The organism is Sphingomonas sp. GC_Shp_6, assembly GCF_026540835.1.
Lineage (GTDB): Bacteria > Pseudomonadota > Alphaproteobacteria > Sphingomonadales > Sphingomonadaceae > Sphingomonas.
Genome location: NZ_JALNUO010000004.1, coordinates 244,842 through 258,668, shown reverse-complemented (window position 1 = coordinate 258,668; position 13,827 = coordinate 244,842). Strand labels below are relative to the sequence as shown.

At 68.6% G+C, this 13,827-nt stretch carries 17 protein-coding genes and 1 tRNA gene; 12 read left to right on the top strand and 6 right to left on the bottom strand.

Features of this window, described 5'->3' with window-relative positions; all coding sequences use genetic code 11:
* Window positions 1–20 precede the first annotated feature (20 nt).
* Complete coding sequence (locus OXQ95_RS07580) at window positions 21–1,241, bottom strand: serine hydrolase domain-containing protein (protein WP_267381027.1); 1,221 nt, start codon at window positions 1,239–1,241, stop codon at window positions 21–23.
* Window positions 1,242–1,405: 164 nt separating this feature from the next.
* Here OXQ95_RS07580 and OXQ95_RS07575 point away from each other — a divergent pair, with 164 nt between their 5' ends.
* From OXQ95_RS07575 to OXQ95_RS07565, 3 genes are all read left to right on the top strand, one after another.
* Window positions 1,406–3,127: a class I adenylate-forming enzyme family protein gene (locus OXQ95_RS07575; RefSeq protein WP_267381117.1), complete on the top strand. Its 1,722-nt coding sequence runs from the start codon at window positions 1,406–1,408 to the stop codon at window positions 3,125–3,127.
* Between the two features lie 233 nt (window positions 3,128–3,360).
* Complete coding sequence (locus OXQ95_RS07570) at window positions 3,361–4,485, top strand: AI-2E family transporter (RefSeq protein ID WP_242097066.1); 1,125 nt, start codon at window positions 3,361–3,363, stop codon at window positions 4,483–4,485.
* Between the two features lie 44 nt (window positions 4,486–4,529).
* Window positions 4,530–4,606 (top strand) — tRNA-Asp (locus tag OXQ95_RS07565).
* Between the two features lie 398 nt (window positions 4,607–5,004).
* Here the strand turns inward: OXQ95_RS07565 and OXQ95_RS07560 are convergent.
* The 4 genes from OXQ95_RS07560 to OXQ95_RS07545 all read right to left on the bottom strand — a co-directional run bounded on the left by OXQ95_RS07560 (window position 5,005) and on the right by OXQ95_RS07545 (window position 6,501).
* A complete protein-coding gene (locus OXQ95_RS07560) occupies window positions 5,005–5,211 on the bottom strand; it encodes a DUF2842 domain-containing protein (RefSeq protein ID WP_267381026.1) in 207 nt (68 codons plus the stop codon).
* Window positions 5,208–5,741, bottom strand: coding sequence for a 5-formyltetrahydrofolate cyclo-ligase (locus OXQ95_RS07555; RefSeq protein WP_267381025.1), 534 nt, complete (start codon window positions 5,739–5,741; stop codon window positions 5,208–5,210). The genes OXQ95_RS07560 and OXQ95_RS07555 overlap by 4 nt, the downstream gene beginning before the upstream one ends.
* 191 nt (window positions 5,742–5,932) lie before the next feature.
* Window positions 5,933–6,241 (bottom strand): cell division protein ZapA, encoded by a 309-nt coding sequence (locus OXQ95_RS07550; protein WP_242096926.1) that lies wholly within the window; start codon window positions 6,239–6,241, stop codon window positions 5,933–5,935.
* Window positions 6,241–6,501 carry a hypothetical protein gene (locus OXQ95_RS07545; RefSeq protein WP_267381024.1) on the bottom strand — a complete coding sequence of 87 codons (261 nt, stop codon included), beginning with the start codon at window positions 6,499–6,501 and terminating at the stop codon, window positions 6,241–6,243. Before OXQ95_RS07545 ends, OXQ95_RS07550 begins: the two co-directional genes overlap by 1 nt.
* A 144-nt stretch (window positions 6,502–6,645) precedes the next feature.
* Here OXQ95_RS07545 and gap point away from each other — a divergent pair, with 144 nt between their 5' ends.
* The 3 genes from gap to OXQ95_RS07530 all read left to right on the top strand — a co-directional run bounded on the left by gap (window position 6,646) and on the right by OXQ95_RS07530 (window position 9,312).
* Window positions 6,646–7,653 (top strand): type I glyceraldehyde-3-phosphate dehydrogenase, encoded by a 1,008-nt coding sequence (gene gap, locus OXQ95_RS07540; RefSeq protein WP_267381023.1) that lies wholly within the window; start codon window positions 6,646–6,648, stop codon window positions 7,651–7,653.
* 61 nt (window positions 7,654–7,714) lie between these two features.
* Window positions 7,715–8,125: an MOSC domain-containing protein gene (locus tag OXQ95_RS07535; protein ID WP_267381116.1), complete on the top strand. Its 411-nt coding sequence runs from the start codon at window positions 7,715–7,717 to the stop codon at window positions 8,123–8,125.
* The gene (locus tag OXQ95_RS07530; protein ID WP_267381022.1) at window positions 8,122–9,312 is read left to right on the top strand and encodes a phosphoglycerate kinase; all 1,191 of its coding nucleotides are present in this window, start codon (window positions 8,122–8,124) and stop codon (window positions 9,310–9,312) included. The genes OXQ95_RS07535 and OXQ95_RS07530 overlap by 4 nt, the downstream gene beginning before the upstream one ends.
* Before the next feature lies 1 nt (window position 9,313).
* Here the strand turns inward: OXQ95_RS07530 and OXQ95_RS07525 are convergent, their stop codons facing one another.
* The gene (locus OXQ95_RS07525; protein WP_242096930.1) at window positions 9,314–9,811 is read right to left on the bottom strand and encodes a TlpA disulfide reductase family protein; all 498 of its coding nucleotides are present in this window, start codon (window positions 9,809–9,811) and stop codon (window positions 9,314–9,316) included.
* 142 nt (window positions 9,812–9,953) lie between these two features.
* Here OXQ95_RS07525 and OXQ95_RS07520 point away from each other — a divergent pair, with 142 nt between their 5' ends.
* The 6 genes from OXQ95_RS07520 to OXQ95_RS07495 all read left to right on the top strand — a co-directional run bounded on the left by OXQ95_RS07520 (window position 9,954) and on the right by OXQ95_RS07495 (window position 13,778).
* Window positions 9,954–10,853, top strand: a complete 900-nt coding sequence (locus OXQ95_RS07520) for a fructose bisphosphate aldolase (RefSeq protein ID WP_267381021.1) — start codon at window positions 9,954–9,956, stop codon at window positions 10,851–10,853.
* A gap of 6 nt (window positions 10,854–10,859) precedes the next feature.
* Window positions 10,860–11,222, top strand: coding sequence for a hypothetical protein (locus OXQ95_RS07515; protein WP_267381020.1), 363 nt, complete (start codon window positions 10,860–10,862; stop codon window positions 11,220–11,222).
* Entirely contained in the window at window positions 11,219–11,347 is a 129-nt protein-coding gene (locus OXQ95_RS07510; protein ID WP_267381019.1) for a hypothetical protein, read from the top strand. The genes OXQ95_RS07515 and OXQ95_RS07510 overlap by 4 nt, the downstream gene beginning before the upstream one ends.
* A 9-nt stretch (window positions 11,348–11,356) precedes the next feature.
* Window positions 11,357–12,037 (top strand): thiamine phosphate synthase, encoded by a 681-nt coding sequence (thiE, locus tag OXQ95_RS07505; RefSeq protein WP_267381018.1) that lies wholly within the window; start codon window positions 11,357–11,359, stop codon window positions 12,035–12,037.
* 72 nt (window positions 12,038–12,109) lie between these two features.
* Window positions 12,110–13,162 carry a L,D-transpeptidase gene (locus tag OXQ95_RS07500; protein ID WP_242096934.1) on the top strand — a complete coding sequence of 351 codons (1,053 nt, stop codon included), beginning with the start codon at window positions 12,110–12,112 and terminating at the stop codon, window positions 13,160–13,162.
* 4 nt (window positions 13,163–13,166) lie between these two features.
* Window positions 13,167–13,778, top strand: a complete 612-nt coding sequence (locus tag OXQ95_RS07495; RefSeq protein ID WP_267381017.1) for a M23 family metallopeptidase — start codon at window positions 13,167–13,169, stop codon at window positions 13,776–13,778.
* Window positions 13,779–13,827 lie beyond the last annotated feature (49 nt).

The following is a 13,827-nucleotide window of genomic DNA, read 5'->3' as shown; positions in this document are numbered from 1 at the left end:
CTGCTCTCCTGTCATCGTCGTCAGATCAGCGCCGCGTAGATCATGGTCTTCAATTCGCGGCGAATGGGGTAAAGGCTGCTGGGGGCGAGCTGGGTCATGAACACCATGGTGACACGCTCGACCGGATCGACGAAGAAGGCGGTCGAAAACATGCCGCCCCAATAATATTCGCCCTGCGACCCGGGAATCATCGTCTTGGCGACATCGTCGTTAATCGCAAAGCCGAGGCCGAAACCGGTGCCGGCATTGGTCGCCTCGCTGAACAGAGACTTCGACATCGAGGCGAGATCGGACCGGCCGGGCAGATGGTTCCGCGTCATCAGCTCGAGCGTCTTGCGCCCAAGGATGCGCGCGCCGTCCAGCGTCCCGCCGTTCAGGCACATGGTGCAGAACCGATGATAATCGAGCGCGGTCGAGACGAGCCCGCCGCCGCCCGAAAGCAGCTGCGGCGGCCGGCTCCACGCGCTGGCGGCGCCACGTTCGAGCATGACGCGGCCCTTGATGGGGTCGAAGGTGTAGCAGTCGGTCAGGCGATCGACCTTGTCCGCGGGCACCGTGAAGCCGGTATCGTTCATGCCGAGCGGCGCGAAGATTCGTTCGGCGAAGAACCGGTCGAGCGGCATGCCCGATACGCGCTGCACCACGGCGCCCAGCACGTCGGTCGCGACCGAATAATTCCAGGATTGCCCTGGCGAGAATTCCAGCGGCAGTTCGGCCAGCGCCGCGACGAAGCCGTCGAGATCATGGTTGCCGTGCCAGCTTTCGATCTTGCCGGCGCGGTAGGCCGCATCGACGTTGGTGCGGTTCTGGAAGCCGTAGGTGAACCCAGCGGTATGGCGGAGCAGGTCGACCATCCGCATCGGCTCCGCGAGCGGGCGGGTCGAGAAGGGCACGCCGGCGCCCCCGCCTTGATAGACCGAGAGCTTGGCGAATTCGGGCAGAATGTGATGGACGGGCGTGTCGAGCGCCACCTTGCCGGCCTCCACCAGCATCATGAACGCCACCGAGGTGATCGGCTTGGTCATCGATGCGATGCGGAACAGCGACGTCTCGTCGACCGGGGCGCCCTGTTCACGCGCGGCACCGGTGCTGGAGAAATGCGCGATCCGGCCTTCGCGCGCGACGAGCAGTTGCGCGTTCGGCAATTTGCCGCTCGCCACATAGCGCTCCGCGAGCATCGCATCGATCGCCGCCAGGCGTCCGGCATCGAAGCCGCAGCTTTCGGGGTTTGCAGTCTGCACGCCATACCTCTGGTTCGAAGCGTCCTGGTCCTATTGCCTTGAGCGGCGCAGGAATCAACTCTAACCTTGCGATCAGAGCCCATGAGGCCAAACCCGGAATTCAACTTGGAGTGCGTGCCTTGGCCAGCGAACCGATCATCGCCCTCGATCCAGCATGGCCCGCGATGACGATCGCCGAAACCGAGCGGCTGCTCACGGCGCCGGGTCAGCGGTTCGAGATGGAAACCGTGGCGGTCGACGGGGTGGACACGCGGGTGTGGAAGAACGCGCCGCCCACGCTCGGCGGGATCGCCGCTGCCGCCAAGGCGCATGGCGAGCGGCTGTTCGTGATCCATGAGGACGAGCGCATCACCTATGACGCCACCCACCGTGCCACCGCGGCGCTGGCGCGGGCGCTGATCGCGCGCGGGGTGGGGAAGGGCGACCGGGTCGCGATCGCCATGCGCAACCTGCCCGAATGGCCGGTCGCGTTCTTTGCGGCGGTGTCGATCGGCGCGATCGCGGTCCCGCTCAACGCGTGGTGGACGGGCGCGGAGCTGGAATATGGCCTGACCGATTCCGGTGCCCGGGTGCTGATCGTGGACGGCGATCGCTACGCCCGGCTGGCGCAGGATCATGCCGCGCGGCCCGCCCTGGAACAGGTGCTGGTGACTCGCGCCACCACGCCGCTCGCATCGCCCGCCACGCGGCTGGAGGAGGTGCTGGGCCTGCCGCGCGATTGGGCGAAATTGCCCGACGTCGCCATCCCGCAGGCCGAGGTCGCGCCGGAGGACCCCGCCACGATCTTCTACACCAGCGGCACGACCGGGCGACCCAAGGGTGCGCTCGGCAGCCACCGCAATCTGACGACGAACATCCTGTCGTCGGGCTATGCCGCCGCGCGCACCGCGCTGCGCCGGGGCGAGATGCCGGCCCCCCCGGCGCCGCGGACGATGCTGACCGTCATTCCGCTGTTTCACGTCACCGCCTGCTCGGCCGGCATGATGGGCGCGATCGCCACGGGCAGCACGATGGTGTTCATGCGCCGCTGGGACACGGTGCGCGCGATGGAGATCATCCAGGCCGAGCGGGTGAACGTGACCGGCGGCGTGCCGACGATCGCATGGCAGTTGCTCGAACATCCCGATCGCGCGAACTATGATCTCTCCAGCCTCGAATCGATCGCCTATGGCGGTGCACCGTCCGCGCCCGAGTTGGTGCGGCGCATCCATGAGGAGTTTGGCGCGCTGCCCGGCAATGGCTGGGGCATGACCGAGACGATGGCCACGGTCACCAATTTCGGTGGCGAGGATTATCTGAACCGGCCCACCAGCGCCGGGCCGCCCGTCGCCGTCGCCGATCTGCGGATCAGGGACGAGACCGGCACGGTGGACCTGTCGACGGGCGAGATCGGCGAACTCTGGGTGCGCGGGCCAATGGTGGTGAAGGGCTATTGGAACCGGCCCGAAGCGACCGCCGAGACGTTCGTCGACGGCTGGGTGCGCACCGGTGATCTGGCGCGGCTGGACGAGGAGGGATTTCTCTACATCGTCGACCGCGCAAAGGACATGGTGATCCGCGGCGGCGAGAACATCTATTCGATCGAGGTGGAAAACGTCCTCTATGCGCATCCGGCGGTGACGGACGCCGCGCTGATCGGGCTGCCGCACCGGACGCTCGGCGAGGAGCCTGCCGCCGTCGTCCATCTCGCGCCGGGCATGACGACCAGCGAGGCCGAGTTGCAGGCCTGGGTGCGCGTGCGGCTGGCGGCGTTCAAGACGCCGGTGGCGATCCGGTTCGTGGCGGACACGCTGCCGCGCAACGCCAATGGCAAGATCCTGAAAAAGGATCTGAAGACGCTGTTCGACGATCGGACGGCAAGGGCCGGGGCCGAAGTTGGCACCTAGAGGGTCCGGCCGGCGGGATTGTTCGAGCGATGTCAAAGGTATAGCGCGAAATGGCGCCTGCCCCGATCGCGACCGCACGCCCATCAACGCCGATGGTGCTCGCCGCGATACCCGGCTAGCATGCGGCCATGGCCGACGATCACAGCAGCACCGAGGCCCATGCGCCGCCGGTCGGGGACAATATCCTGGGCATTCCCGCCGGAGTCGATGCCGCGGACGCGGTCCGCATCGCGATGCGGCGCGACCGGCTGCTGGCCTCGCTTACGCTGACCGCGGGCGTGGGGCTGGTGCTCGCCACGCCCTTCGCGCTCAAATCGGGATCGGAATTCTTCCTGCCGCTCACCGTATCGCTGGTGATCGCGGTGGCGCTGGTGCCCGTGCTCGAATGGCTGGAGCGGCGCGGCGTGCCGTCCGCGGTCGCCGCCATGACGTGCGTCGTCGCCTTCCTCGTCGCCGCCAATGTGGCGATCGCCGCGATCGTGGTGCCCGCCACCGATTTCTTCCGCCTGCTGCCGACGCGGATCGGCCGCATCCAGCACAATCTGGCGCCGCTGCTCGAACTCTATTCGAGCCTCGAGAAATATGTGAACAAGACGCTGCGCACCGTCGCGGCAGCACCCATACGCCAGGCGCCGAGCACCGCCACCGCGCCGCCCAGCTCGATCCTCGAACTCGCCGCGACATCGGCGCCGACGCTGATCGTGCAGTTCCTGTTCGGGCTGCTGATCGTGTTCTTCTTCCTGTCCGGCTGGACGCGGATGCGGCGGCGCACGATCACCGGCCGCACCAGCTTCGACGGCGCGATGGCGACGGCGCGCGTGATCCAGGAGGTGGTGGACGACGTCTCGGCCTATCTCGGCACGATCACCGTCATCAACCTGACGCTGGGCGTCATCACCGGCTTCGCGCTGTGGATGGTGGGCATGCCCTATCCCGCGATGTGGGGCGGGATCGTCGCCATGCTCAACTATATCCCCTATTTCGGCCCGGTGATCGGCGCGCTGCTGCTGGCGGTGGGCGGGCTGATGACCTTTGCCGACATCTGGCGCGCGCTGCTGCCGCCGGCGATCATGTACGGGCTGCACCTGATGGAGGCGAACGTCATCACGCCGCTGGTGGTGGGGCACCGGCTGACGATCAGCCCGATCATGATTCTCATCTCGCTCAGCTTCTGGGGATGGGTGTGGGGCACGACGGGCGCGCTGCTCGCGGTGCCGCTGCTCATCATCCTGCAGACCGTGCTGCGCGCCGCGGGCAAGCCCGATATCGCCGGTTTCCTGTTCGAACACGGCACGCTGGTGCAGCCGCCGCGCGGCCGTTCGCGCCGGGCGAACGAAAAGGATGAAACACTTGGTTGACAGGGTTGGAGGCCTCGCCTAGTTGGCGCCTCCACGCTGCTTCAGCGGGTGTAGCTCAGTTGGTTAGAGCGCCGGCCTGTCACGCCGGAGGTCGCGGGTTCGAGCCCCGTCACTCGCGCCAGCGCGCACGCAAATAGCGAAGCTGTTTGCGAGACGCGTCAGCGCGGCCGGCGGCGCCATGCCCCGTCCGACGATGCGGGCTTTGCCCGCTGCGCGATCCGCCCCAGCCGCGGGTTATTCTCACAAGCCATTCCTTGCTCACGCTCGCAATAACGGTCCAGCGACCCGCTGGGACTGTCGAAGCGTTCGCTCCGCAAGCACCGCGCCGCGCGGTACAGGCCCTTCGACAAGCTCAGGGCGAACGCAGAAGAGGTGACGTCTTCAAACCATCCCCGTTCGTGCTGAGCCGGTCGGAGCACCTGCTTCACAGCCAGCCCCCGCATTCGCTACACCCGGTGTTAACCAAGCGCGGCAACGCCTCGGAACTTCAGCGAAACCGCCCGCCACCCTGGGCGCCCCCTATCGCCAGCGCCCCGTCTCCATCCACCGCAGCAGCGGCTTGAGCGGCGCGATCCAGATCATTCCCATTACCAGATAGAACAGGAGCTGCGCGACCCAGTGCCAGCGGCCCACCATCGGCGACAGGCTGGCGACGAGCCCGCACCAGAACAGGATCAGCGCCAGGATCGCGAAGATTCCGGCGGGTTTTCGCCAGCTTGGCGTCATGGCACGATCCAGTCCTGTTCGGTGGCGATGGCGTGAAGTGGCACGTCCCATGGATCGGGCACGAGGCGGTCGACCCGCTGCACGCTCCACGCCACGCCGACGCGCCAGGCACCCGGATGGGCGGCGAAGGCGCGGTCGTAATGGCCCGCGCCCTGGCCCAGCCGATGGCCCGCGGAATCGAAGCCGAGCAGCGGGGTGAGGATGATCGCGGGCACGCGCTCGGCGGCCTCTGGCGCGGGTTGCCGCAGCCCGAACGGACCCGCGGCAAGCGCAATCTCCGCGTCCCAATCGAGAAACCGCAGCGGCGTCGCGCGATCCACGACATGGGGCAGCGCGAGGATGCACCCCGCGGCGCGCGCCGCCTCGAACAGCGGCGCTGGATCGGCCTCGCCCCCCACCGGCACATAGCCGGCGACGACGAGGCCCGGCGACAGGCGTTGCAGAAAGGCGTCGTCGACGCGAATCGCGCCGCCGGGATGCGACAGGCGCAGCGCGCGCAGGTGGCGGCGGAGAGCGACCTTGGCGCTCATGCGGGGTGGCTGCGGGGCGGGGTGGCGGGCCCACCATGGCCGTGTGCCGGGTTATCCACTGACGCACGGTACGTCAGGTGGGAACCATGTACGTCGGACCAGGGTCCGGGCAGGGACAGTCCCCTTTGGATGATGAATAGCCTCAGGGATAATAAAGGCTCGATACCGGGCAGAACCCGCCGCTTGCCTATCTAGGCGCTCGGCGGGGTTTGCTCAAGGGCGGCGGCAAGGCTTTCGAGCCGTTCGGCGATGCGCGCGAGCGCGGCCTCGCTCACCGCGGCGCCCGCCGGCGGGCGGTGGAGCGAATCGTCCAGATCGTCCGCGAGCATCATCGCCACGAAGAACATCGCACGTTCGGGGCTGAGCCCGCCCGCCGCACGCTGCGCCATCGGCCAGCGTTCGGCGATCATCGCGCCGAGCAGGTCGACGCGTGCCTCTTCGCCGTCGCGGCAGGCGACGCTGTAGCTGCGGCCGCCGAAGGACAGGGTTACCTCGGCCATCAGCCGGTGCTCCCGCGCGCGATCACGTCGTCGAGCGCCGCGACCGCCTCCGCCATCCGGGCCTTCAGCGCATCGTGGCGGCGCGCCAGCGCATCGGCGCTTGCCGCGCGTGCCGCGATCGCGCCCTCGATCCGGGCGATCGCGGCGTCGACGCGCGCGGCGGCCGAATGCGGGTCGTCGGAAATTTCGTCTGCCATCAGCCGGGGATAGGCATGGCGGCGGCGGCGGGCAACCGGCGATTGCGGCGGGGCGGTTGACATGCGACGAGCCGCCCGCGAAGGCGGGGCGCCGATCGCGCGGGCGCCGCGTGGCGCGCGCTGGCCGCGCCGTCACACCCCGGGTGCGCGAGATCGTCCGGCACGAATATATTGTGCAATATCAAAGGTTTGACGGGGAGTTCTGCCATGACGGTGAAGGTTGCGATCAACGGATTCGGGCGCATCGGCCGCCTCGTCGCGCGCGCGCTGCTCGAAAAGGGCGGCGAACTGGAACTCGTCGCGATCAACGATCTGGCCGACGCCAAGTCGAACGCCTGGCTGTTCAGCCGCGACAGCGTGCACGGCCGCTACCCCGGCGACGTGTCCGCGGACGGCAACGACCTCGTCGTGGACGGCAAGCGCATCCGCGTGACCGCCGAGCGCGATCCGGCGAACCTGCCGCATGCCGAACTGGGCGTCGAGATCGTGCTGGAATGCACCGGCTTCTTCACCGATCGCGCCGGCGCACAGAAGCATATCGATGCCGGCGCCAAGAAGGTGCTGATCTCGGCGCCGGCCAAGGGCGTCGATCTCACCGTCGTGTACGGCGTGAACGACGACAAGCTGGAGGCGGGGCACCACATCGTCTCCAACGCGTCGTGCACCACCAATTGCCTGGCGCCCGTCGCCAAGGTGCTGAACGACGCGATCGGCATCGAGCGCGGGCTGATGACGACCGTCCACGCCTACACCAACGACCAGAAGATCCTCGACCAGATCCATCCCGATCTGCGCCGCGCGCGCGCTGCCGCGATGTCGATGATCCCGACGACGACGGGCGCTGCGCGCGCCGTGGCCGAGGTGCTGCCGGAACTGAAGGGCAAGCTCGACGGCTCCGCGATCCGCGTGCCCGTGCCCGACGTCAGCATGATCGACCTGACCTTCACCCCCTCGCGCGATACGACGCGCGACGAGGTGAACGCGGTGCTGAAGGCCGCGGCCGAGGAGGGGCCCCTGAAGGGCATCCTCGTCTATACCGACGAGCCGCTCGTCTCGATCGACCTGATGCATTCGCCGCAAAGCTCGACGGTCGACAGCCTGGAGACCGCGGTGATCGACGGCAAGCTCGTGCGCGTGCTGAGCTGGTACGACAATGAGTGGGGCTTCTCGAACCGCATGGTCGACACCGCGACCGCGATGGCCGCGTTCGTCTGAGGCCGGGCTGGTGACGGGTCGCCTGATCGGCATCGCGCGCCATGGCCGCCCCAAGGGGCCGATGGAGACGGTCGAGACGGTCACGGTGACGGTGGAGGGCGGGATCCAGGGCGATTTTCGCGGCACGATCAAGCCTGGCGGCAAGGGCCGGCGGCAGGTGACGCTGATCGAGCGGATCGACTGGGAGGCGGCGATGGCGGAGGTGGGCCACACCATCGCCTGGTCCGAACGGCGCTCCAACCTGCTCGTCGAGGGGCTGGACCTGCCGCAGGTTCCAGGCGTCCGGCTGCGGATCGGCGCCGAGGTGGTGCTGGAGATCACGCGCGAAACCGATCCGTGCGAGCGGATGGAAGCGCTGGCGCCCGGCCTGAAGGCGGCGTTGCTGCCCGATTGGCGCGGCGGCGCCTGTGCGCGGGTGAAGGTGGGTGGCACGATCGCCATCGGTGATGCAATCGGGATCGAAGAACCATGACCAAGCCGTTCAAGACGCTCGATGATATGGGCGAGATCGCGGGCAAGCGGGTGCTCGTTCGCGAAGACCTGAACGTGCCGATGGCCGAGGGTCAGGTGACCGACGACACCCGGCTGCGCGCCACGGTCGCGACCGTCACGGAGCTGGCGGACCGGGGCGCGATCGTGCTGGTCCTCGCGCATTTCGGCCGCCCCAAGGGGCAGCGTCACCCGGACATGTCTCTGGCGATGGTGGTGCGTCCCTATGCCGGGTTGCTCGGGCGGCCGGTGCGCTTCGTCGACTGGGACGGCGCCGAGGATGCGGTGGCCATGATGCAGCCGGGCGACATCGCGGTGCTGGAGAACACCCGCTTCTTCGCAGGCGAAGAGACGAACGACCCGCAAGTGATTGCGAACATGGCAAAACTCGGCGATTTCTACGTCAACGACGCCTTTTCCGCGGCGCACCGCGCGCATGCCTCGACCGAGGGGCTGGCGCATGCGCTGCCCGCCTTTGCCGGCCGCGCGATGGAGGCCGAGCTCGACGCGCTGCAAAAGGCGCTGGGCGCGCCCGAGCATCCGGTGGCGGCGGTGGTCGGCGGGGCCAAGGTGTCGAGCAAGCTCGCGGTGCTGAAGCATCTGGTCGGGCAGGTGGATCACCTCATCATCGGCGGCGGGATGGCCAACACCTTCCTCGCGGCGCGCGGCGTGAACGTGGGCAAGTCGCTGTGCGAGCACGATCTGACCGGCACCGCGGATTCGATCCTCGACGCCGCGGAGCGCGCCGGCTGCACCGTGCATCTGCCGTACGACGTGGTGGTGGCGAAGGAATTCCGCGCCGACCCGCCGACGCGCACCGTCAACGTGCACGAGGTGGCGGCCGACGAGATGATCCTCGATATCGGGCCCGCGGCGGTCGAGGCGCTGGGCGACGTGCTGAAGAATTGCCGCACCCTGGTGTGGAACGGTCCGCTGGGTGCGTTCGAGACCACACCTTTCGACGTGGCAACGGTGGCGCTCGCGCGGATCGCCGCGGCGCTGACGCAGGACGGCACGCTCGTGTCGGTGGCGGGTGGCGGCGATACGGTGGCGGCGCTCAACCATGCCGGGGTGGCGGGCGACTTCACCTTCGTCTCGACCGCGGGCGGCGCGTTCCTCGAATGGATGGAGGGGCAGGCGCTGCCCGGCGTCGCGGCGCTGATGGGCTGATTCAGCCCGCCGGCGGCGCCTCGCGCAGCAGCGGCACGAGCAGCGCGTTCAGATCGTCGAGATCGAACGCGCCCGTCTTGGCGTAGCGGATCGTGCCGGCGCGATCGATGACATAGTTGGTCGGCAGCGCGCCCATCACGCCATAGGGCCCCTTGATCCGGCGCGCCGACTGGATCGTCATCTTCGCGAACAGCGGCTTCAACTGATAGGGCGACAGCGAATCCTCGGTCGCCACCGCGAACACGCGCAGGCCGTTCGGCTTGCGGAGCTGGTAATAGGAATCGAGCAGCGGCAGCTCGCGCTTGCACGGGCCGCACCATGTCGCCCAGAAGTTCAGCACCACCACCTGTCCGCGCAGGTCGGCCAGATGGACCTTGCTGCCGTCGATCAGCGTCATCTCGAATTCGGGCGCCGCGTCGCCGACGCGCGGCTCTTTCGCCGGCAGCGATGCCGATGACGCCAGCAGGAGCGCCGCGGCGATGAAGCCCATTCTCGTCATGATCGTTCCCCCGGCGCGCAGGATGATCCGCGGGGCCGCCGCCGTCAACACGGCGGCGTTGCGGCGAGCGGAGCGCGTCGATAAGGCGGGACCACCTGGCGGACGAGGGTGACCCCTTCGCGACCATCGAGAGGGATCGACCATGACTTCGCAGCACGACGTAATGATGGCGCAGATGGTGAGCGGTGCGGGCTTCATCGCCGCGCTCGACCAGAGCGGCGGCTCCACCCCCGGCGCCCTGAAGGCTTATGGCGTGCCCGAGGATGGCTGGTCGAACGACGAGCAGATGTACGACCTGATCCACCAGATGCGCGTGCGGATCATCACCGCGCCGTCGTTCACCGGCGCGCGCATCCTGGCGGCGATCCTGTTCGAGCGCACCATGGACGGCGAGGCCGACGGCGTGCCGGTGCCGACCGCGCTGTGGAACCGTGGCGTCGTGCCGATGCTGAAGATGGACAAGGGGCTGGAGGACGAGGCGGACGGCGTTCAGCTAATGAAGCCGATCCCCGGGCTCGATCCGCTGCTGGCGCGCGCCAAGAGCCTGGGTGTGTTCGGCACCAAGATGCGATCGGTGGTGAAGAGCGCCTCGGCTACCGGCATCGCGGCGATCGTCGCGCAGCAGTTCGAGATCGCGGCGCAGATCGCCGGCCACGGGCTGATGCCGATCCTCGAGCCCGAAGTGTCGCTCAAAAGCCCCGATCGCGCCGCCGCCGAGACGATGCTGCACGACGAACTGCGTCGTGGGCTCGATGCGCTCACGGGCGACGCGCGCGTGATGCTGAAGCTGACGATCCCGGCCGAGCCCGACCTCTATGCCGATCTGATCGGCCATCACCGCGTCGCCCGCGTCGTGGCGCTGTCGGGTGGCTATTCGCGCGACGAGGCCTGTGCCGAACTCGCCAAGAATCATGGCCTGATCGCGAGCTTCAGCCGCGCGCTGCTCGAGGATCTGCGCCACGGGATGGACGACGCCGAATTCGACCGCACGCTCGCCACCGCGATCGGCGCGATCTACCGCGCCTCGACCGTGAAGATGTAACCGCGGATGGAAGAGCAGCGGTTCGACTATCACCGCTCAGTGGCGCCCATGCTCTGGGTGCTGGCCGGGATCTCGATCCTCGAACTGCTGCTCGTCCATCTGCTCGTCTCGCTGCTGCTGAACGCGGCGGCGGCGGCATTGCTGTCGCTGCTCACGGCGGCGGGCGTGATCTGGCTGGGCGTCGCGATCGCCGCGATGAAGCGGCGGCCGGTGCTGCTCGATGCCGAGCGGCTGGTGATGCGCGTCGGCACGTTCAAGTCCGTCACCATACCGGTATCGACCATCGCTGGCCTCCGCACCGAATGGGACGCCCAGGCGCTGAAAGCGCGCACGCTGCTGAAACTCTCGCTCGTCGCCTTCCCAATGTGATCGTCGACCTGACCGAACCGCGCCCCGGCCGGCACGGAATCATCGCGATCGCGCACCGGCTGGACGATCCCGCCGCTTTCGTCGCGGCGATCGAGCGGCTTTCGCCGGCCCCTTCGAGCCGCTAGGCGGGCGGGATGACTGAAGACGATCCCCTGGGCCCGCTCGATCCCGAATTCGCCGCGGCCTTCACGCGCGACATCCGCCGGCCGCCGTGCCAGCTCTATCTCGTCTCGCCGCTCGCGGTGGGCGACGGCTTTCCCGATCGACTGGCGCGCGCGCTCGACGCCGGGCCGGTGGCGGCGTTCCAGTTCCGCGTGAAGGATGTCGACCAGCACGCCGCCGCGGCGCTCGCCGAGCCGCTCCAGCGGATCTGCGCCGACCGCGACGTGGCGTTCCTCGTCAACGACAGCGTGGCGCTGGCCAAACGGCTCGGCGCGGACGGCGTCCATCTGGGGCAGGACGATGGCGATCCGCGCGAGGCGCGGCTGGAACTCGGCCCCAACGCCCAGATCGGCGTCACCTGCCACGACAGCCGCCATCTCGCGATGGAAGCGGGCGAGGCGGGGGCGGATTATGTCGCGTTCGGAAGCTTCCATCCCACGGTGACCAAGACGACGAGCCACACCCCGGATCGCTCGATCCTGTCCTGGTGGGCGACGCTGTTCGAGATGCCGTGCGTCGCGATCGGCGGGATCACGCCCGCCAATGCCGCGCCGCTGGTGAAGGCGGGCGCCGATTTCCTCGCCGTCAGCCATGCGGTGTGGGGTGGGGACGAGGCCGCGGCGGTGCAGGCGTTCGCCGCGATCCTCGGCTGAAGACGTTTCGCCGCGGAAACAAGCGGCGGCCCCGGTTGTTGTCGCTCCGGATAAAATGCGAAGGGGTGGACGATGTTGCGTATGATGACGGCCTTGGCGACGGGGGCGGCTGCGATCGCCGCGGTGGCGATCCCCTTGGCGGCGCAGCAGCCGGCCGCGACGCCGGCTGCCGCCGCGTCCGCGCAGCCGACGCCGGGCGGAAAGCCCGCGCTCGATCCGTCGATCCTGCACGTTCAGGTGATCCTCGATCATCTCGGCTTCTCGCCCGGCATCCTCGACGGGCGCGAGGGCATGTCGCTCACCGCGGCGCTGAATGGCTTCCAGGAGAGCCGCGGCCTGCCGATCACCGGCAAGATCGATCCCGAGACGCTGAAGGCGCTCGCGGCCTATCGCGACATCCGGCCCACCGTGACGGTGACGCTCGATCCCGCGATCCTCGCCGGCCCGTACACGCCCAACATCCCGCATGGCGAAGACCAGCAGGCGAAGCTGCCGGCGCTCGGCTACCGCGATCCGATGGAGAAGCTGGGCGAGATGTTCCACACCACGCCCGACGTGATCCGCGAGCTGAACGCGCCGGGCACGAAGCTGGCGCCGGGCGTGAAGGTCGTCTTCCCCGACGCTGTGACGACGGGCCGCGCCTATGACCCCAAGCTGAAGCCGGAATGGCGCGAGACGCTCGCCATGCTGAACGTCGATTCGACCCAGCCCCAGGCCGCCAAGGTGGTCGTGTCCAAATCCAAGAAGGTGCTGCGCGTGCTGGATGCGCAGGGCAAGCTGGTCGCGCAGTTCCAGGTGACGACGGGCAGCACGCACGATCCGCTGCCGCTCGGCACGTGGAAGATCTACGGCGCCGACACCAACCCCAAATTCCACTTCAACCCCGCGCTGTTCTGGGATGCGAAGAAGGGCGAGAAGAAGGCGATGCTGCCGCCGGGGCCGAACGGCCCGGTCGGCGTGGTGTGGCTCGATCTCTCCAAGGAACATTACGGCATCCACGGCACGCCCGAACCCTCGCTGATCGGGCGGACCGCGAGCCATGGCTGCGTGCGGCTGGCCAATTGGAACGCGGCGCGGCTGGCCCTGATGGTCAAGCCGGGCACCCCGGCGGTGTTTGAGGAATAGCCGCGTGACTCGGCTCGGCTGGGGAATATTGGGGCTGATCCTGGTGACGCTCGTCGGCTTCCTGTCGCTCACCTCGTTCGGGGTGACCGACGGAAGTCGCATCCGTGCGGCGCTGACGCGGGCGCCGGCCCCGGTGCCCGCGTCCGTAGCTGCCGCCCCGGTGCCGGGCGGACCCGGGCTGATCGTTCCTGTCTCGGGCGTGGCGCGGGCGGCCTTGTACGACAGTTGGGGCGATGCCCGCGACGGCGGCACGCGCCAGCATCACGGCACCGACATTCCGGCGCCCGCGGGCACCCCGGTGATCGCCGCCGCGCCCGGTCGCGTCGAGAAACTGTTCCAGAGCGCGGCGGGCGGCACCACCCTTTATGTCCGTTCGCCAGACGGGCGCTGGACCTATTACTACGCGCATCTGGCGGGCTATGCGCCGGGCGTGCATGAAGGGATGGCGGTCAGGACGGGGGACTCGCTGGGCTTCGTCGGCGATACGGGCGATGCCGGCGCGGGCAATTTCCACCTCCATTTCGGGATGGCGCGGATGCAGCCGGGCGAGCATTGGTGGCAGGGGACGGACGTCGATCCCTTCCCCCTGCTTGCCGCCGGGCGGCTCCCCGGCTAAGGCGCCGCCTTCGGGTTTTTCGTGACAAGCGGAACGCCCCCTCGCTCTT